The organism is Sphingomonas adhaesiva (assembly GCF_002374855.1).
GTDB lineage: Bacteria > Pseudomonadota > Alphaproteobacteria > Sphingomonadales > Sphingomonadaceae > Sphingomonas > Sphingomonas adhaesiva.
In genome coordinates, this window is sequence record NZ_NWVC01000001.1 from 700,680 (window position 1) to 720,039 (window position 19,360).

At 70.0% G+C, this 19,360-nt stretch carries 16 protein-coding genes and 1 tRNA gene; 1 reads left to right on the plus strand and 16 read right to left on the minus strand.

Annotated features, from left to right (window positions below):
* Positions 1-2: 2 nt before the first annotated feature.
* From gspM to COA07_RS03445, 11 genes are all read right to left on the minus strand, one after another.
* On the minus strand, positions 3-482 hold the full coding sequence (gspM, locus tag COA07_RS03395) for a type II secretion system protein GspM (RefSeq protein ID WP_066709984.1): 480 nt from the start codon (positions 480-482) through the stop codon (positions 3-5).
* Positions 479-1,588, minus strand: a complete 1,110-nt coding sequence (gene gspL / locus COA07_RS03400; RefSeq protein WP_096640517.1) for a type II secretion system protein GspL — start codon at positions 1,586-1,588, stop codon at positions 479-481. Before gspL ends, gspM begins: the two co-directional genes overlap by 4 nt.
* Complete coding sequence (gspK, locus tag COA07_RS03405) at positions 1,585-2,559, minus strand: type II secretion system minor pseudopilin GspK (RefSeq protein ID WP_169924220.1); 975 nt, start codon at positions 2,557-2,559, stop codon at positions 1,585-1,587. The genes gspL and gspK overlap by 4 nt, the downstream gene beginning before the upstream one ends.
* Complete coding sequence (gspJ, locus tag COA07_RS03410; protein ID WP_083956948.1) at positions 2,546-3,238, minus strand: type II secretion system minor pseudopilin GspJ; 693 nt, start codon at positions 3,236-3,238, stop codon at positions 2,546-2,548. The genes gspK and gspJ overlap by 14 nt, the downstream gene beginning before the upstream one ends.
* On the minus strand, positions 3,235-3,648 hold the full coding sequence (gspI, locus tag COA07_RS03415) for a type II secretion system minor pseudopilin GspI (RefSeq protein WP_066711872.1): 414 nt from the start codon (positions 3,646-3,648) through the stop codon (positions 3,235-3,237). Before gspI ends, gspJ begins: the two co-directional genes overlap by 4 nt.
* Positions 3,635-4,138 (minus strand): GspH/FimT family pseudopilin, encoded by a 504-nt coding sequence (locus tag COA07_RS03420; RefSeq protein ID WP_083956947.1) that lies wholly within the window; start codon positions 4,136-4,138, stop codon positions 3,635-3,637. The genes gspI and COA07_RS03420 overlap by 14 nt, the downstream gene beginning before the upstream one ends.
* Positions 4,113-4,550: a type II secretion system major pseudopilin GspG gene (gspG, locus tag COA07_RS03425; RefSeq protein WP_066711868.1), complete on the minus strand. Its 438-nt coding sequence runs from the start codon at positions 4,548-4,550 to the stop codon at positions 4,113-4,115. The genes COA07_RS03420 and gspG overlap by 26 nt, the downstream gene beginning before the upstream one ends.
* A gap of 22 nt (positions 4,551-4,572) precedes the next feature.
* Positions 4,573-5,796 carry a type II secretion system inner membrane protein GspF gene (gene gspF / locus COA07_RS03430; protein WP_066711867.1) on the minus strand — a complete coding sequence of 408 codons (1,224 nt, stop codon included), beginning with the start codon at positions 5,794-5,796 and terminating at the stop codon, positions 4,573-4,575.
* A gap of 290 nt (positions 5,797-6,086) precedes the next feature.
* Positions 6,087-7,643 (minus strand): GspE/PulE family protein, encoded by a 1,557-nt coding sequence (locus COA07_RS03435; RefSeq protein WP_083956946.1) that lies wholly within the window; start codon positions 7,641-7,643, stop codon positions 6,087-6,089.
* Positions 7,640-9,844 carry a type II secretion system secretin GspD gene (gene gspD / locus COA07_RS03440; RefSeq protein ID WP_096640429.1) on the minus strand — a complete coding sequence of 735 codons (2,205 nt, stop codon included), beginning with the start codon at positions 9,842-9,844 and terminating at the stop codon, positions 7,640-7,642. The genes COA07_RS03435 and gspD overlap by 4 nt, the downstream gene beginning before the upstream one ends.
* Complete coding sequence (locus tag COA07_RS03445) at positions 9,844-10,659, minus strand: type II secretion system protein N (protein ID WP_096640431.1); 816 nt, start codon at positions 10,657-10,659, stop codon at positions 9,844-9,846. The genes gspD and COA07_RS03445 overlap by 1 nt, the downstream gene beginning before the upstream one ends.
* 118 nt (positions 10,660-10,777) lie before the next feature.
* Here COA07_RS03445 and COA07_RS03450 point away from each other — a divergent pair, with 118 nt between their 5' ends.
* The gene (locus tag COA07_RS03450; protein ID WP_066709829.1) at positions 10,778-11,407 is read left to right on the plus strand and encodes a prolyl hydroxylase family protein; all 630 of its coding nucleotides are present in this window, start codon (positions 10,778-10,780) and stop codon (positions 11,405-11,407) included.
* A gap of 61 nt (positions 11,408-11,468) precedes the next feature.
* On the opposite strand, the gene COA07_RS03455 is transcribed toward COA07_RS03450, so the two are convergent.
* The 5 genes from COA07_RS03455 to lon form a co-directional block, all read right to left on the minus strand.
* On the minus strand, positions 11,469-14,264 hold the full coding sequence (locus COA07_RS03455) for a TonB-dependent receptor domain-containing protein (RefSeq protein ID WP_066709807.1): 2,796 nt from the start codon (positions 14,262-14,264) through the stop codon (positions 11,469-11,471).
* Between the two features lie 91 nt (positions 14,265-14,355).
* Positions 14,356-16,005, minus strand: coding sequence for a hypothetical protein (locus tag COA07_RS03460; protein WP_066709811.1), 1,650 nt, complete (start codon positions 16,003-16,005; stop codon positions 14,356-14,358).
* A 249-nt stretch (positions 16,006-16,254) separates the two neighbouring features.
* Positions 16,255-16,329: transfer RNA gene (locus tag COA07_RS03465), tRNA-Val, on the minus strand.
* 68 nt (positions 16,330-16,397) lie between these two features.
* A complete protein-coding gene (locus tag COA07_RS03470) occupies positions 16,398-16,670 on the minus strand; it encodes an HU family DNA-binding protein (RefSeq protein WP_066487866.1) in 273 nt (90 codons plus the stop codon).
* A 165-nt stretch (positions 16,671-16,835) separates the two neighbouring features.
* Positions 16,836-19,232, minus strand: a complete 2,397-nt coding sequence (gene lon / locus COA07_RS03475) for an endopeptidase La (RefSeq protein WP_066709813.1) — start codon at positions 19,230-19,232, stop codon at positions 16,836-16,838.
* Between the last annotated feature and the right edge of the window lie 128 nt (positions 19,233-19,360).

The following is a 19,360-nucleotide window of genomic DNA, read 5'->3' on the forward strand; positions in this document are numbered from 1 at the left end:
CCTCAGTTCCCCCGCACCATCAGCACCAGCTGCGCCGACACCGCCCCCGGCCCGGCGGCGGCGACATTGATCGAATCGACCAGGATGCCCTCGCTCTCCAGCCGCGCGATCCACGTCATCAGCGCGCCGGCCCGCGCCGCGGGCACCGACACGCGCACGCGGTCCGCGCCGTCATTGTCGACGCCCGCCAGGACGATCCCGGCGGCCTCCGCGCGCGTGCGCACCGCATCGGCCAGCGGCCCGCCCAGCGACAGCGGCGTCTGGCGGCGCTGGATCGCCTTGACCTGCGCCAGCCGCGCCTGCGCCTCGCCCAGCGTCACCACCGCCTCGGTATAGCGCGCGCGCGACGACGACAGGCCGTCGCGCACCGGGCGGATCACCCCGGCCCACACGATCGTCACCACCGCCAGCGCCAGCATCACCAGGATCAGCCGCCGCTCGCGCAGCGAACGGCCGACGAACCATTGCGACAGCGCGCTCACGGCCGCACCGTCATGTCGCCGGTCAGCCGGCCGTTCGCCTGCTGGAACACCCCCGATTCCACGGTGAAGCCCGCTCCCTCCAACTGCGATTTGACGCTGTTGGCCTGCGCCTCGCCCGCCACCGACAGCGACAGTTTCAACGTGCCGTCGGCGGCAAAATCGATCGCGGTCACCTCGCTGTCGGGCACCGCCTGGACGATCTGGAACGCCGCCGCCGCGGTGCGGGTGAAGCCCTGTCCCGGCCCGCGCAGCCGCGCCAGCCGGTCGGCCAGCGCCTGTGCGCCCTGCGCCCCGTCGTCGCCGGGGTTGGCGCCGCGCGGCAATCCCTGTCGCGCGATCGTCGCGGTACGCGCCTCGACCGCGTCGGCGCCCAGCGAATAGCGCATGATCCGCACCACATCGATCGCCAGCGTCGCCAGCAGGATCAACCCGCCCAGCACCGCCAGCCGCCGCATCAGCGCCCAGTCGATCGCGCGCCGCTGCCGCCGCGCGAACGCGCCCTGCCTGAGGTTCAGCGCCGGCGCCGCCGCCACCGCCGCGACCGCGGCCTGCACCGCGCCACGGTCCAGCGTCACCGGCGGCTGCCCGGCGGTGACCAGTTCGGTCAGCCGCGCCTCGTCCGCCCAGCCGCTGGTCCGCCCGCGCACCACGCCCTGCCCCGCCAGATCGGCGCGTACATAGCCGTCGTCGGGCAGCGGCAGCAGCAGCGGGGCTGGCACGACCGTCGCCGGGTCCAGCCCGCGCTGCGCCAGCGCCGCCAGCCACGCGCGCATCCGCGCCGGTGCGACCACCGCGATCGCGCGCTCGCCGTCCTGCTCCGCGCCCACCGCGACGTGCAGGTCGTGCGCCGGCTCGGCGGTGGCATCGCTCACCACCACGCGCGCCGCCGCCACCGCCTGCGCGGTCGATCGCGCGGGCAGCGCGGCCCAGTGGAGCGTCACCGCATCGGCGGGTGCCACCGCGATCACCTCGCCGGGCGCGGCGGCGGGATCGGCGGGGGCATCGGGCACGCCCTCCCCCTCGGTGATCGCATCGCCCTCGACCCGCCACCACCGCCACGGCAGCGACTCGTCGGGGGGCAGGAAAAGAAGCGTGGCGGCGGTCATGTCGCGTCCCCCCATTGCCGCGCGACGAGCCGGACGGGAAGGGCCCGCGCGTCGATCAGCGCCTGTTCGTGCAATTCGCTGGCGCCGTTCGCCACATCCACCGCCAGCGCGAACCAGCGGGTGGTCACCGCGGTCTGCTGCTTGGCCGACAGATCGGGCGTCGCGCCCCCGCCGCCGCTCAGCGACAGCTGGTTCCACAGCGGGTCGACGCCGGCCCAGCCATCGGGCGGGCGGCGCGACAGCACCGCCCCGGCCTGCTGCGGCGACAGCGTGTCGGGCAACAGCATCGCCAGCAACGCACCCTGTTCGGGCAGCAGCGTGTTGATGTTGATCGTCGCCCGCTCCGCCACCGGCAACGCGCACAGATACGGGCGCACCGCGCGATACACCTGCGGCGTCACCCCCGCGACCGCACGCCATTCGCTGACGTCCGCCATCAGCGTGCCGGCGGTGCGATAGCCGCGATAGCCGGGGTCCTCGGTGCCGCCGGGCAGCGGCACATCGTCGCTGTCGATCCAGTCGGCGGTGGCGGGCGCGATCGTCTCCCCACCAGGCACGCGCAGCAACCGCATCAGCCGCGCGAACTGCGCCACCGTCGCGCCGTCCGCCACCCAGCGCCCGTCGATCGCGCGCGTCACCAGGCTGTTGAGATTGAAACAATTGCCCCCGTCGGTGATCCGCGCCGTCGCGGTCCCGCCGGGGATCGGCAGGCCGAACGGCCGCCCGCTCCACCCGCCGGTCAGCGCGACCCGGTCGCCCGCGCGGCGCAGCAGCGCCGTGGTCCGCATCGTCGCCAGCGCCTCCGCGGCATAGGCATAGCCGCGCGCCTGATCCATCGCGACCGCATTGGCCGCCAGCCGCGTCGCCAGCCGCACCTTCTCCAGCGCGGTCGCGGCCATCACCGCGATCACCGCCACCAGCAGCAGCACGGTCAGCAGGGCCGCGCCCCGCTCCCCGTTACGACGTCGCACCGGTCGGTCCCGGCGTGGGGGCGATTCGCGGCGGCGGCGTTCCGGCGCGCGGCGCCCCGGTGCCGACCAGGAACAACATCCGGTATGTCGCCCCGCCCTCGCGCTCCAGCGTCATCTCGGCGGCCTGCGGCAGGGCGGCGCGGTCGTTGCCCTGCCAGCTGTCGGTCCACGCGCCCTGATAGCGGAACCGCCAGCGCACCCATGTGACGCGATCCAGCAGCAGCGCGGCGGGCAGCGGCGCGGCGCCGTCCAGCTCGGGATAGGCCACCCGCTCCAGCCCGCCGGCGTTCAGGCGATATTCCACCTTCTGCAACGTCGGGCGCGCGACCTCGTCGGGGTTGCTCCACCCGGCGCGCACCAGCCGCAGCGCGGGGTCGAAGCCGCTGCCGCCGGTCATCGCGGGCAGCAGCGTTCCCGCCACGTCGCGCGTCGGCCGGTCCTGCGCCTGCGCCAGGTCGGCGGTCAGGATCGACGCGGTGCGATTGAGCGCGCCGGCATCGTCCAGCGCGACCGCCCCGGCCCCTTGCGCCTTCACGCTGAACGACAGCAACGCCACCCCCGCCGCCGCGATCATGCCGAAGATCATCAGCGCGATCATCACTTCGACCAACGTGAAGCCGTGTTCGGCGGAACGCTCGCAAGAGTTGAAGCCGTGTTCGGCGGAACGCGCGCCCCTCACCGCGCCACCGCCGCATTCGCCGTCGCGGCGCGCACCATCGTCATCCGTCCCAGCACCGCGCCGCCGCGATCGGCGACGCTCACGTCGATGCGCATCACCCCGGCATCGCCCACCGGCTGCACCTCGCGCGTCCAGGTCCAGTCGCGCCCGCCGTTGCTCTCCACCCCGGTCGCGCGTCCGCGCGTCGGCGGCTGCGCGTCGGTCACCGCCTCGATCGCCACGTTGCGCGCGACGGTCTGCGCCAGCAGCGTCGCCGCCACCGCCCCGGTCGACCGGATCACCTGCCCCTCCAGCCGGATCAGCGCCAGCGCGGCAAGGCTGAACACCGCCAGCGCCACCATGATCTCGATCAGCGTGAAGCCCGCCGCCCCGGCGCGCACGCCGCCGCGGCGCGCGTCATCCCGCGACATGCACGCTTCCGTCCGCGCCGATCTCCACGTCGGCGCGCGCGCCTTCGCGGCGCAGCGTCACCGTCAGCGGGCGGTCCGCCAGCCCGGTCGCGTCGAACATCACCCGCTCGCGCGTGCCGAAGCCCGCCGCCGTGCCGCTGTTCCACCGTTCGACCGACAGGCCGCCGTCCTCGATCGGCGTCCAGTGCCCGCCGCGCCATGCGTCGAAGCCATAGCCGGTCGGCGTCACCCACAGGCTGACGGGCCGCGCCTCAAGGATCGCCGCGTCATGCGCCGCGCGCGTGCGCACCGCGAAGCGCGACGCCTCGTCCAGCAACCGCCCGCGCGAATCAGGCATCGCCAGCACCGCCGCCGCGGAGGCGAGGCCGATGACGGTGATGACCACCATCAGCTCGACCAGCGTGAAGCCGTGTTCGGCGGAACGCCCGCGAAGGACGAACCCGCCCGCGTGCGTGCGTGCCCGCTTACTGCCAGGAACCGATATCGGCATCGATCCCCTCGCCGCCGTCCTTGCCGTCGGCGCCCAGCGTCCACACGTCCGCCTGACCGTGCTTCCCCGGCGCGGCATACAGGTAGTCGCGGCCCCACGGATCCTTGGGCAGCTTCTTCACGTACCCGCCCGCCTGATAGCGCGCGGCATCGGCGCCCGGCGGCGCCGACACCAGCGCCTGCAACCCCTGCTGCGTCGTGGGATAGCTGCCCATCTGAAGGCGATAGAGTTCCAGCCCCTGTTCGATCGTGGCGATGTCGGCCTTCGCCTTCTGGATGCGCGCGGTGTCGCCCGACGGCAGCACGTTGAGCGCGACGATCGTCGCCAGCAGGCCGATGATGACGATCACCACCATCAGTTCGACCAGGGTGAAGCCGTTCTTCTTCCGGCGCTTCTTCGTCTCGGTACGCATGGTTTCTCTCACTGTCCGGCCGCTATTGCCCCGCCAGCGTGTTGAGCTGGAGGATGGGAAGCAGGATGGATAGCACGATCGTCGCCACGATCGCGCCCATCACCACGATGATGAGCGGTTCCAGCAACGACAGCGCGGTGGCGGTGAAGCGGTCGAATTCCCGCTCCAGGTAATCGGCGGCGCGCTCCAGCATCTCGTCCAGCCGCCCCGCCGCCTCGCCGCTGGCCGCCAGATAGACCAGCAGCGGCGGGAACACGCCCGCGCGCCGCATCGCGGCGGACAGGCTGCCGCCACCGCGGATCGCCTCGGTGATTTCGTCCGACGCCGCCTTCAGCCGGCGGTTGTGGATCGTCCCCGCAGTCAGGCTCAGGCCTTCCAGCAGCGGCAGCCGGCTGGCGACCATCGTCGACAGCGTGCGCGCCATCCGCGCCGCGTGCAGGTCGCGCAGCAGCCGCCCCAGCAACGGCACGCGCAGCAGCCAGGTATCGAACGCCAGCCGCACCGGGGGCTGGCGCAGCGCCGCCCAGGCGCCGACGCCCGCCGCGACGATCATTGCCACCAGCAGCCACCACCAATGGACCAGCAGGTCCGACAGCCCGATCACCAGCCGCGTCAGCAGCGGCAGTTCCTGCCCCACGGTATCGAACTGTTCGACCACCTGCGGCACCACGAACGCCATCAGCGCGATCACCACGCCCATCGCCACCGTGGCGAGGACGGACGGATAGGCCATCGCGGTCAGCAGCTTGCCGCGGATCTCCGCCTGCCGTTCCAGCAGCGTCGACAGCCGCTCCATGATCTGCGGCAGCGTGCCGGAACTTTCGCCCGCCGCCACCATCGCGCGGTACAGCGGCGGGAAGCTCTTCGGCTCGCGCGCCATCGCATCGGCCAGCCGCCGCCCCTCGACCACGCCGGCATGCACGGTGGCGACGATCGCGCGCACCCCCTCCTGCTCGGTCTGCCGCGTGATCGTGCGCAGCGATTCCTCTAGCGGCGATACGCGGTTCAGCGTCGCCAGCTGGCGCGTGAACAGCGTCAGCTGTTTGCCCGACATCTTCGCGCGGCCGAGGTCCAGCCCGAACAGCGGGCGCCCCTTCGCGGCGGGCGCGCTGCCCGGGTCCAGCCGCACCACGAACAGACGCCGCCGGTCCAGCGCCGCCCGCGCCGCCGCCGCGTCGGCGGCCGCGACATGCCCGCGCGTCTCGTTTCCGCGCGTGTCGATCGCGACATAGTCGAAATCAGCCATCGACCGTCACCGCGGCGGGGGGCCGAACGATGGCGAACCTTGCCGTCGTCATGCCGGACGTGTTCCGGCATCCATGTTTCCGCGAACGCACAAGCCGTTGCTCTTGCGGCACCATGGACTCCGGCTTTCGCCGGAGTGACGAATGGAACGCGGCAGGGAAGCCGACAATCACGTCGTCCTCGACCTGTTCAGGGGTCCATGACGCCGCGATTGAGGACACTTGCGATCCGCGGCACGATGAATGCCGCACCCGTCCGCCCCGACCAGCCCTGCGCGACGGGCAGCGCGCCTCACGCATCCCCGGTCGCCTCCGGCACCGCCTCGGCACCCTCGCTGCGGCTCACCCGCACCGCTTCCTCCGCGGTGGTCACGCCGCTTTCCACCAGCCGCCGCGCCGCGGTCGCCAGCGTTTCGCCGGTGGCGAAGGCGTGGCGCGCGATCGCGTCCTCGTCGCCGCCCTCGTTGATGAGCCGCCGGACGGTCGCATCGACGCGCACCGCCTCGTACACGCCGATCCGCCCCTTGAACCCGGTGCGGTTGCACTGGTCGCACCCCACCGCCTCGTACACCGTCGCGCGCGGGTCGACGCCCAGCAGCGGGGCGACCGTGTCCGCCGCCGCCACCGGGCGCCGGCACGCCGGGCACAGCCGCCGCACCAGCCGCTGCGCGATCACCGCGCGCAGCGTGCTGGCGATCAGGAACGGCTCCACCTTCATGTCGCGCATCCGCGTGATCGCGCCGACCGCGTCGTTGGTGTGGACGGTCGACAGCACTAGATGCCCGGTCAGCGACGCCTGGACCGCGATCTCGGCGGTCTCGCGGTCGCGGATCTCGCCGATCATCACCGTGTCGGGGTCCTGGCGCAGGATCGCGCGAAGGCCCGCGGCGAAGGTCAGCCCGACCTTGGCATTGACCTGCGTCTGCCCGACGCCCTCGACCGCATATTCCACCGGATCCTCGACGGTCAGGATGTTGCGCGTCCCGTCGTTCAGCAGCCGCAGCGCGGCGTACAGCGTCGTCGTCTTGCCGCTGCCGGTCGGCCCGGTGACCAGCACGATGCCGTTCGGCTCCGCGATCGCCTCGCGCAGCAGTGCATACATCGGCGGCGCCATCCCCAGCGCGTCCAGGTCGATGCCCGCATTCTCCTTGTCCAGGATACGCAGCACCACCCGCTCGCCCGCGCGGCTGGGCAGCGTCGACACGCGCACGTCGAGCAGCTTGCCGCCCAGCGTCAGGCCCATGCGCCCGTCCTGCGGCACGCGCCGCTCGGCAATGTCCAGCCGCGCCATCACCTTGATGCGGCTGACCACCACCGGCGCGACATGCGGCGGCATGCGCAGCGTCTCGCGCAGCACGCCGTCGATGCGCATTCGCACCACCAGCCCGGTTTCGTACGGCTCGATATGGATATCCGACACGCCGTTGCGCGCGGCATCGGCGATGACGCCGTTGATCAGGCGGATCGCCGGTGCATCGTCGGCGGTGTCCAGCAGATCCTCGGCGGTCGGCAGTCCTTCGGCCAGCAGGTCCAGCTCGTCGCCCATCCCCACCGCCGCCGCCGCGGTCGCCTGCCCGTCCATCGCGTAGCGATCCGACAGCAGCCGGTCGAACTCGGCCGGCGCCACCACCGCGATATCGAACGCGTGCCCGACGACGCGCCGCACCTCGATCAGCGCACGCGGATCACTGCCTTCGCGCAACGCCACCCGCTCGCCGTCCAGCACCACGCCGAACTTGCGCGCAAAGCCATAAGGCAGGACGACCGGCGGCACGACGATCGCATCGGCCACGACCGGCGCCACCGGTGCCTCCGCCGCATCGATCTGCGCGCCGGTGCGCACGATCATTTCTTCCGCCCCGGAATGGTGACGACCGAGTTGCGATAGACCGGCACGCCCACGCGCATATCCTCGATGCTCCCCGGCTGCCCGGCCGGGGGCAGCGGCGGCGTGGTGCCCATATACTCGCGCACCAGCGTGTCGATCGACGGTTCGGACGATGGGTCCTGCTGCCCCTGTTGCAACCGCAGGTATCCGTACCGCTGCTCGGTGACGCGGCGGTTGTCCTGCGCGGTGCGGATCACCGTGGGGCGGATGAAGATCATCAGGTTGGTCTTGGCGCGCGTCTTCGCCTTCGACTTGAACAGATTGCCCAGCAGCGGGATGTCGCCCAGCAGCGGGATGCGCTCGATCGTGCGGCGTTCCTCGTCGCTCAGCAACCCGCCTATCACCCCGATCGCGCCGTCGTCGACGGTCAGCACCGTCTCAACCTCGCGCTTGTTGAGGATCAGGTCGGAATTGTCGTTCGACACCGGCCCCGCGATCGAGCTGACCTCCAGATGCAGGTTCAGCTTGATCGTGCCCGACGAATTGACCTGCGGCCGGACGTCCAGCCCGATGCCGACATTCTGCCGCTGCGTCGTGCGGAACGCATTGTCGAAATTGCCCGACAGCGCCTCGCCGGTGGTGATCGGGATTTCCTGCCCGACCAGCGTATGCGCCTCCTGGTTGTCGATCGTCATGATCTGCGGCACCTGCAGCAGGTTCGACTGGTTGTCGGCCTTCACCGCATTGATGATCGCGCCGAACACCGTCTGGCCGATCTGCCCGCCGAAGCCGCCGAACCCGCCCGACGATCCCAGGATCGAACTGATCGCCGATTGCGTCAGCTGGTCGGTACCGGGGCTGTTGGTGACCGTCTCGGTCTTGGTCCCGTCAGGCGCGGTGACGATCGTGCGCGTGCCGCCCAGGTTGCGCCCGCCGATCGCGCCGGCGATCTGCAGGATGTTGGGCGCCGAATTGCTGAACGTCGACGCGGCGAAGGCGCCGCCGTCCAGATTGCCCAGGATGAACTGCGCGCCCAGCCGGTTGACCGTGCTGTCGGACACTTCGGCGACGATCGCCTCCACCAGCACCTGTTGCCGGCGCTGGTCCAGCCGCGCGATCACGTCGCTCAGCTGGCGCTGCACGTCGGCGGGCGCGGCGATCACGATCGCATTGGCACCGGCATAGCGGGTGACGACCGCGGCGGTGCGCCGCCCCTCGCCGGTGATCGCGGCCTGTTGCGGCTGCCCGCCCGACGATTGCGCCGCGGCCGACGACGGCTGCGTGCGGGTGGCGGGCTGCGGCGTCGCGCCGGTCCCGGTCGCGCCGGTGCTCGACGTGCTCAGCCCGGTCCGCGACAGCCCCTGTTCCTGGATCGCATCGGGCGCCTGCCCGACCAGCTGCTGGAGCACCGGTACCAGCTGCGCCGCATCGGCATTCTCCAGGAACACGACCTTGATCTCGGTCGCGTTGCGCGCGCTCTGGTCCAGGTCGCGCGCCAGCGCCGCCAGCCGCGCCACCGTCTGCGGATCGCCGCGCAGCGCCACCGCGTTGGAGCTTTCGATCGCCACCGCCGCCGCGCCGCCGCCCGGCCCGGTCGCCGCCCCCGCGCCGCCGCCGCCCGCCAGCCCCTGCAACGCGGTCGCCACGTCGCTGGCGCGTGCGTTGCGCAGCGCGATGACCCGGGTGGACGACGTGTCGGTGTCGATCCGGCGCACCACCTCGCGCACGCGGCGGACGTTGTCGGCGAAATCGACCACCACCAGGCTGTTGCCGCTGCGGTTGGCGGTGACCGATCCTTGCGCGCTCACCAGCGGGCGCACCGTATCGACCGCCTGCGCCGCATCGCCGGACCGCAGCCGGATGATCTCGGTCACCAGCTGGTTGCGCGCCGCGCCCGCCACGCCGACGCGGCCCGGCTGACTGGCGGCATTGTCGACCGGCTGGACGCGGAACGCGCCATTGGCGGTCGGCACCGCGACCAGCCCGTTGGCGCGCAGGGTCGAGAGGAACACCTCCAGATATTCGGACCGCGACAGCGGCCGGTCGGTGACGACGGTCACCTTCCCCTGCACGCGATTGTCGATGATGAAGGTGCGCCCGGTCACCTTCGCGGCATCAGCGATGAACGCGCGGATATCGGCATCGCGTACGTTCAGCGTCGTCTGGGCAAGCGCCGGCGCGGCGAGCGCGAACAGCGCGACGGGGGCAAGATAAGGCTTCATCAGGATACCGGAATGGAGAGCGGAAGCGCTTGTCCGTCGCGTTCCACCGTCAGGGAAAGGGTGCCGCCGGACGCGCTGTCGCGCACCAGCCGTTCGAGATCGGCGGCGCCCGCCACCGGCTTGCCGCCGACCTGCGTCACGACGTCGCCGTCGCGCAGGCCCGCCGCGGCGAAGCTGCCGCCGCCCTGCCCGCGCACGGTCAGCCCGGTGACGCGCCCGCCCTCGATCCGCGGGATCGCGCCGATGTCCGCGCGCAGCCGCTCGGCCGGCAACGTCAGGCCCGCCGCCGCCGGTGCGGCCGGACCGGCAGGCGGCGCACCGGCGACGGGTGCGGCGCCGGTGCTGCTGGCCGGGTCGAGGAACAGTTCCTGCGTCGCGCCGCCGCGATCCAGCGTGACATGGTCGAACGCCACCGCCTTTAGCGTGACGCCGGGGGCGACCTCCTCACCCACGCTGACGCTTTTCTGGATGCCGTCCGGCCCCGCCATGATCGCCGATCCGCGCCCGCCCGCCGCGTCCATGCGCGTGCCGAACAACGTCAGTTGGAGCGATGCGGCCGCGGCCGGCGCCTGCGCGCCGCTGACGCGGTAGAACGGGTCGAACCCGGCCAGCACGCCAGCGGGATCGGCGGGAATCGTCGGTGCGGCGGGCATCCATGCGCCCAGCGGCGCGACCGGGGTGACGACCACCCATAGCAGCCGCGCGCATTGCACCGCCAGCCCCGCCAGCAGCAGCAGTTCGGCCGCCGAATAGATGCTGACGACGGGCAGACGCCTCAGGATCGCCCGCGCGCGGGCGTCGAACTTCAATCGCATGCGCTTGGCCAACTCCCCGCGAGCGCCCGGCTAGGCCGCCCATGTTACAGCGCCGTTGCACACTTGTGTAATATTTCTCCGCTTGGGGGCACGCGCGCTGCTGTGGCAAGGGGTGACGATGGCCAGCGATCCGATCGTCTCGCATCTTTCCGCCCAGCCCGGCATCCAGAAGGTGCCCAGTCCCAAGCTGACGCTGTTCCTGCGGCGCGGCTTCCTGGATGCCGCCACCTGCGCCGCGCTCGTCGAGCGGATCGACGCGCACCGCCGCCCCTCGACCATCTCCGATCCCAATGGCGACGACGCCTTCCGTACCAGCGAGACGTGCGACCTGTCGGCCGCCGATCCGCTGGTCGCCGCGGTCGATGCGATGCTCGCCGCCTTCACCGGCCTCGACCCCGCCTATGGCGAGCCGCTCCAGGGCCAGCGCTATGCCGTGGGGCAGGAGTTCAAGGCACACACCGACTATTTCGAACCCGACGGCGTCGACTTCGAACGCTATTGCAGCGTCGCGGGCAACCGTACCTGGACCGCGATGGTCTATCTCAACGAACCCGACGCGGGCGGCGCGACGCGGTTCAAGGCGATCGACAAGACGATCCAGCCCGAAACCGGCAAACTGGTATGCTGGAGCAACCGGCGCCCCGACGGCAGCCTCAATCCCTCGACGCTCCACCACGGGATGAAGGTGCGCGCGGGCACCAAATACGTCATCACCAAATGGTATCGCGAACGCCCCTGGGGGTGGTGACGGCACCGGATACGGCAAACCCCGCGCCGTCCGTCGACGACGCGGGGCGTGGGTTACCGGATCAGAAGGTGACGCTGGCGCCCAGCGTGAACATCCGGCCCAGGCGGTAACGGTTGACGTCGACGACATTGCCGCCCTCGAACGTCTGCCGTTCCTGATAGCGGGTGCCCGTCAGGTTGCGCCCCTCGGCCTTGATCTCGATCTGCCGGCCCAGGAACTCGGTCTTCTGCCGCGCGACCAGGTCCAGGCGGATGCCCGGCCGCTCGACGATGTCCGGCTGGAAGCCGACACCGCCCAGCAGCGACGGGCCGCGGTTGGTGACGCGGTCGCTGGCATAGTTGAACAGCGCGGTCACCTGCGTGCCGTTGTCGGTGTCCTCATAGCCCAGTTGCAGATTGACCAGGTGATCCGACTGCCCCGTCAACGGCGCACCGTCGCGGAACAGCAGCCGGGCCGGCGCGAAATTGGGCTGGCACCCGCCCAGCGTCGTACCTTCCAGCACGCCGGGGACGCAGGTGTCGTCCGCGGTGATCTTCGACTGGGTATAGGTGTAGTTGGCGATGATGACCGCGCGCTTGCCCGCCATCCCGTCGGAGATGAAATCGAGCGGCACGTACTTCTGCACCTCGACCTCGGCACCCCACAGGGTCGCCTTGGGCAGATAGGTGAAGCCGGTCTGCAACCGCGCGTCGGGCGTCGGATAGAAGCCGACCTGCTCGATCGGGCGGTCGATCCGCTTGTAGAAGCCCGCCGCCGTGATCCGCTGGTCACGCGCGAAGAACCATTCGTAGCGCGCCTCCAGATTGTACAGCTCGCTGTCGCGCAGCCGCGGGTTACCGAAGAACAGGCGATCCGATTCGAAATCGCGGAACGCCTGCGGCGCCAGCTCGCGGAACTGCGGGCGCGCGATCGTCTTCGACGCGGCGACGCGCAGCTGCATGTTCTCCGCGAAATTCCATGTCAGCGTCGCCGCCGGCAGGAAATAGTCGTTGTTCAGCAGCGTGCCGGTCGAATTGACCGGGGTCACCTGCTGCTTCGCGGTTTCGTAGCGCACGCCGATGATCGCACGCAGCCCGTCGAACGCCTCCGCCTCGGCCTGGACATAGCCGGCGTGGATACGCAGCCTGGCGTCATACGCGTAGGAGCCGTTCTGCCCCGCGTCGAAGCGCATCTGCACCGCATTCTGCGCGGGCGTGCCGGTGGGCGACACCGCGCAGCCGTTCAGGACGTCCGGCGACAGCAGGAAGTCGGGGCGGAACAGGTTGCACGGGAACGGGATCTGCGCACCCGTCGTCGTCTGATAGACGAACGGCAGGCGGGTCGACGTGCGGTCGTTGTCGGAGAAGTAATAGCCGCCCGACAGCGTCATCGGCCGCTCGCCCGACAGCTTGTAGGCGACGTCCGCCTGACCCGAATACAGGTTCTCGTTCAGCTCGCTGAACACCACCGTCGCGAACCGGTCGAACGCGTTGGTCGCCTGCCACACGCCCGGGCAGTTGAGCGCGGTGCCGCCGACCGGCACGTCCACCGTGATGTTCAGCGCGGTGTTGCACAGATAGATGAACTGCCGCTCGTACGGCGACTTGCGCTTCGAATTGGCATAGGCGCCGCGCAGGTCCACCGACAGGCCGTCGACCGGCTTGAACTCGCCGACCAGCTGCGTCTCGATCAGCTGGCGTTCGAAGAAGCTGGTGTTCTGCTGGAACAGCGGCGCGCCGCTGGAATTGTTATAGATCGTCGCCGCCGACGCGCGGCCCTGCTTCAGCGAATCGTGGATGTACACGTTCGTCCAGCGGATGCGGTTCGCGTCGAATTCCGCACCGAAGCCCAGCAGGCCGTTCACCACCGCGCGATTGTCGGTGATGACGGTGTGGAAGTCGTTGCGCAGCGATCCCGTCTCCTGAACGGTATCCTGCTGCGTCACGTCGCGCGTGCGCCACGTGTTCGAGATGCTGCCGGTGGCGACCACGCCCAGCCGGGTCGCGCCCAGATCGCCGGTCAGCCCCGCGCTCAGCTCGCCCGACCAGTTGGGCGGGATGTCGCCGTTGCGCTGGAGCAGCGTGGTCGGCGCGTTCGACAGCTGCGCGACCTGTTCGGTCGGGATCACCCCGGTGCCGGTCGGTGCCGCCTTGATGAAGCCGGGGACGCGGCGCTCGCCGTTGTCGTAGCCCAGCCAGTCGGTCTTCGAACCGAAATAGGTATAGCCCAGCCGCCCGGTGGTCTCGGTATCGATCGTGACCGATGCGCCGCCGGTGATGAAGCTTTCGTCCGGGATCGCCTTGGTCGTCAGGTTGATGACGCCGCCGCCGAACTCGCCCGGGTAATTGGCCGAATAGGTCTTCTGCACCAGCGCCGATCCGACGATCGACGTCGGGAAGATGTCGAGCGGGACCGTGCGGCGCAGCGGTTCGGGGCTGGGCAAAGGCGAGCCGTTGAGCAGCGCCGACGAATAGCGATCGCCCAGGCCGCGCACGAAGACATAGCCGTTGCCGACCACCGACAGGCCGGTGACGCGGGTCAGCGCGCCCGCGATATCGCCTTCGCCGGTGCGCGCGATATCGGCCGCCGACAGCACGCTGACGACCTGCGCGGTGGCGCGGACGGTATTGGGGATGTTCCGCCCGACGACGACGATATCCTCGCTGGCGGAGGTATCGACGCCCGGCGCCGACACTTCCGCCTGATCCTGCTGCGGATCGGCGGCGGTGTCGGCGGGCGTGACCGGCGAGGCCGTGGCGGGAGCCGGAGCCGGCGCGGCGGGCGCGCCGGTGGAGGGGGCGACCTGCGCCAGTGCCGCGGGGGCGACCAGCGTGGTGGTCAGCAGGAGAAGCGATGCGTAGGCGGTGCGCTGGCGCATGGATCGGGCCTTCGGATGAGGGGCAAAGAGCGGGGCCGGGGCGGCAGGTGCGCGCCCCGGCCGGCCGCCGGTCAGTGAAGCGCGATGCGCCTCACCGGCCCTGGCACTGGAAGTAGACCGAGTTGAACGTCGGCGGCCCCACGTCCTGCAGCGCGCTGTTGGCCGGACGGATCGTCGAACGATCGTTGCCGGTCGCGGCCGCGCCGTTCACCTGGTTGCTGGCGATCATGTTGACGCAGGTCTGACCCGCCGGGGTCTTCACCACGCCGTTGACGAACGCGAAGTCCGCACCGCCGCGCAGGCGGATCGCCGACGGCGCCGACGTCGTCTGGATGAAGGTGAAGTTGGCGTAGCGGCCGTAGGTGCGCGGCAGCAGGTCTTCCGAACCGTTCGAGTCGATTTCGGTCGCGAACGAATCGGCGGTCGAACCGCCGGCCTTCTGCGCCGCGATGATGAACTGCATGAACCCGCGCCAGCCGTTGTCGACGTCGAAGCCGTCGTCGTCGGCGCCGGTCACCACGAAATACTTGAGGTTGACGGTGCCGCCGAAGATCTCGACGCCGTCATCCGACGAATTGTGGCTCTGCACATGGTCGATCGTGGTGCCCGAACCGACGCCGCCCAGCGTCAGCCCCTGCAGCTCGTTGCCTTCGCTGATCGCGATGCCGGTGTAGCGGATCTGGACGTACTGGAGCGTGCCCGAGCTGTCGGTCTGGTTGGTGCCGCCGTAGAAGCGCCCGGTCACGCCCTCGATCGCCTGCTGGCAGGTGGTCGACGTGCCGCCGGCATCGTTCGGGCCGGTGCCGGTGGCGCACACCGCGGTCGGCGCGCGGCCCAGCAGGATGACGCCGCCCCACAGGCCCTGCGTCGCGTCGGACACGCCGTTGTTCACCAGGTTCTGCTGCGCGGTGAAGACGATCGGCGCGTCGGCGGTGCCGACCGCGTTCAGCTTGCTGCCGCGGTTGACCAGCAGGAGGTCGTTCGACGATTCGCTGGCATCGGCGGCCAGCACCACGCCCGGCGCGATCGTCAGCGTGACGTTGCTGGTCCCGTCGACACCCACTTCGGTCTGGCCGCGGAAGCGGTAGACGACGCCCGCGATCTTCGGCAGCGACAGGTCGGCGCTGATGACGCCCGGCAGGCGGCAATAGCGATAGGACGGGTTGGCCGCGCCGCTCGGCGTGAACGTGCCGTCGTCGATCAGTCCGGTCGGGCAGACCGAGGTCGCCGCGGCATAGCTGCCGATCGACGGGACCGCGCCGCACTGCGCGCTGTTCAGGAACGCCGCTGTGGTCGACGAACAGGTCCAGCCCGAAAAGGCGTTGTCGTTCGGGCCGCTCAGCGCACCGACGAAGCTGGTGTTCTGGATGAAGCTGGTGTTGCCCAGCACCGTCTGCGGGTTGCTGGCGGTGGTCAGCGACGTGCCGCTGACCGGATAGACGCCGTTCAGCGTGCTGCCGAAACCGTTCAGGTTGTTGTTCGCGCCCGCGTTCACGATCGCCAGCTGCTCGTCCGCCGTGATCGTCACGCCGCCCTGCGTCGTGGCGGTGGCGAACTGCGCCGCGGTCAGCGCGGTCGGGGTCGGCGTGCCGGTCGGCGTCGGGGTCGGCGCCGGCTGGTTGATGACGACACCGATCGACCCGGCGCCCGGCGAGGCGACGTCGTCCGCGCCGCACGAGGCGAGGAACAGACAGGCGGTGGTCGCCAGCAGGCTGCTGTGACGACGGCTGAAGCTGAGCATGAAACACTCCCTTTGATGGCGGGTCCATCCCTCGGACCCCCGGAAACGGCAGGGCGGCTGCCCCGTCCGTTCGTCCCATCGGCGGCGCTAGGCGCGGGAGGTGACAATAGAATGCAGGTTTCAAGTCATATGCATGACGCATGAATGACGGTTTGATGACGTCGCCCGGATGCCACGCCCGATCCCCGATCCAGTGTCGCGCAGACGCGAAAAACCCCGCCGGCGCGGGCCGGCGGGGTCTGTCGGACATGGTGGGCGCGACAGGGATTGAACCTGTGACCCCACCCGTGTGAAGGGTGTGCTCTACCGCTGAGCTACGCGCCCGATCCGTATCGGAGCGGCGCGTCTAGGCAAAGCCGACGCGCCTGTCCAGCGCTTAAATGCCCCGGCGGTTAATTCAGCGAATCCTTCAGCACCTTGCCCGCCTTGAACTTGGGCTGGTTGGACGCCTTGATCGTCATCGGCTCGCGGGTGCGCGGATTGCGCCCGATCGAGGCCTTGCGCTTGCTGACCGCGAAGGTGCCGAACCCGACCAGGCGCACTTCGTCGCCCTTCTTCAGGCTGGCCGAAATCGTGTCGAACACCGCCTCGACCGCGCGGCTCGCCTCGTTCTTGCCAAGCCCCGCCGACGTCGCCACCGCCGCGATCAGTTCCTGCTTGTTCATCCGAAATTGCCCCGTTTCTTTACTGTTTACGCGTTTTGAAATGGATTCGCGGCTTGCGGCCACATCCGCCCAGTAATGCGCGGGCATGAACGCGAGTCAAACGAAACCGCCGCGCGGCCTTGCCGTGCGACGGTGACGTTCCGCTGACAATCGTGTGCGGGCCGATCAGTGATGCAGTTCGCCCCCCGCCGGCGCGATCGGCGCGGGCGGCAGCGCCGCCAGCTCGTCCGCCTCGGTCCACACGATCGATTCGAGCGGCCGGGTCAGCGCCAGTTTCAGCACCTCGTCGACATGCGCCACCGGCACGATGGTCAGCCCGTCGCGGATGTTCTGCGGGATCTCCACCAGATCCTTCTCATTCTCCTTCGGGATCAGCACCGTCTCGATCCCGCCGCGCAGCGCCGCGAGCAGCTTCTCCTTCAGTCCGCCGATCGGCAGCACCCGTCCGCGCAGCGTCACCTCGCCGGTCATCGCCACTTCCTTGCGCACCGGAATGCCCGTCAGCGTCGACACGATCGACGTCACCAGCCCGATGCCCGCCGACGGCCCGTCCTTCGGCACCGCGCCCTCGGGAAGGTGGATGTGGATGTCCTTGCGGTGGAACAGGCTGGGCTTGATCCCGAACGACGGCGCGCGCGCCTGAACGAAGCTGAAGGCGGCCTGCACCGATTCCTTCATCACGTCGCCCAGCTTGCCGGTCACCTTCGCCGCGCCCTTGCCCGGCACGGTGACGCTCTCGATGGTCAGCAATTCGCCGCCCACTTCGGTCCACGCCAGCCCGGTCACCGCGCCGATCTGGTCCTCGGTCTCCGACAGGCCGTGGCGGAACTTCTGAACGCCCGCGAAATCGGCCAGATTGTCGGGCGTGATCGTCACGCTTTCCACCTTGCCTTCCAGGATCTGGCGCAGCGCCTTGCGTGCCAGCTTCGCGATCTCCCGCTCCAGCGTGCGCACGCCCGCCTCGCGCGTGTACCGCTGGATCAGCGCGCGCAGACCCTCCTGCGTCAGCGTGAACTCGCCCGCCTTCAGCCCGTGCGCCTCGATCTGCTTGGCGATCAGGTGCCGCTCGGCGATCTCGACCTTCTCGTCCTCGGTATAGCCCTCCAGCCGGATGATCTCCATCCGGTCCAGCAGCGGCTGCGGCAGGTTCAGCGTGTTGGCGGTGCACACGAACATCACGTCCGACAGATCGATGTCGATCTCCAGGTAATGGTCGTTGAACTTCGCATTCTGCTCGGGGTCCAGCACCTCCAGCAGCGCCGATGCCGGGTCACCGCGGAAATCCTGCCCCAGCTTGTCGATCTCGTCGAGCAGGAACAGCGGGTTGGACGCCCCTGCCTTCTTCAGGTTGGTGACGATCTTGCCCGGCAGCGATCCGATATAGGTGCGCCGGTGCCCGCGGATTTCCGCCTCGTCGCGCACCCCGCCCAGCGACTGGCGGATGAACTCGCGCCCCGTCGCCTTGGCGATCGACTTGCCGAGCGACGTCTTGCCGACGCCCGGCGGCCCGACCAGGCACAGGATCGGCCCCTTCAGCTTGTTGGTGCGCGCCTGTACCGCCAGATATTCGACGATCCGGTCCTTGACCTTGTCGAGCGCATAGTGATCCTCGTTCAGGATCGCCTCGGCGGCGGGGATGTCCTTCTTGATCTTGCTGCGCTTGCCCCACGGCAGGCCCAGCAGCACGTCGAGATAGTTGCGCACCACCGTCGCCTCGGCGCTCATCGGCGCCATGGTCTTCAGCTTCTTCAGCTCGGCGGTCGCCTTGCTGCGCGCCTCCTTGGACAGCTTCAGCGTGGCGATCTTCTGGGTCAGCTCGGCGATCTCGTCGCCCTCGCCTTCCTCGCCCTCGTTGCCCAGCTCGCGCTGGATCGCCTTTAGTTGTTCGTTGAGGTAATATTCGCGCTGCGTCTTCTCCATCTGGCGCTTGACGCGGCTCTTGATCTTCTTCTCGACCTGCAGGACGCCCAGCTCGCCTTCCATCAGCGCATAGGCCATCTCCAGCCGCTTGAGCGGATCGGCCTCCATCAACAGCGCCTGCTTCTCGGCGACCTTGACCTGGATGTTGCCCGCGACCGTATCGGCGAGCCGCGCGGCGACGTCGATCTCGGCCAGCTGCGCGGTCAGCTCGGCGGGCAGCTTGCGGTTGAGCTTGGCGTAATTCTCGAACTGGCTGACGACGGAGCGCATCAGCGCCGCCGCCTCGGTGCCCGACACCTCGGCGTCCTCCAGCGGCGCGACCTCGGCGACCAGGTGGTCGCCTGCCTCCTCCAGCGTCTCCAGCGTGGCGCGCACCTTGCCCTCCACCAGCACGCGCACGGTGCCGTCGGGCAGCTTCAGCAGCTGAAGCACGGTGGCGGTGACGCCCATCGTGTACAGGTCGTCACGCGCCGGATCGTCCTCGGCGGGGTCCAGCTGCGCGACGAGGAAGATTTCCTTGTCCGCGCCCATCGCCGCTTCCAGCGCGGCGACCGATTTGTCGCGTCCGACGAACAGCGGCACGATCATGTGCGGGAAGACGACGATATCGCGAAGCGGAAGAACGGGAAGAGTGGTCGTCATGAATACTCCGGTGCCGCACGAACGACGCGGCGATCCTCCACTATATGGTGCGTTTCGCCCCCGCATCAATCGCGCGCGCGCATCGCATCGTGCCACTTGTGCGCTGGCGATGCGTTCGTGCCACGCTC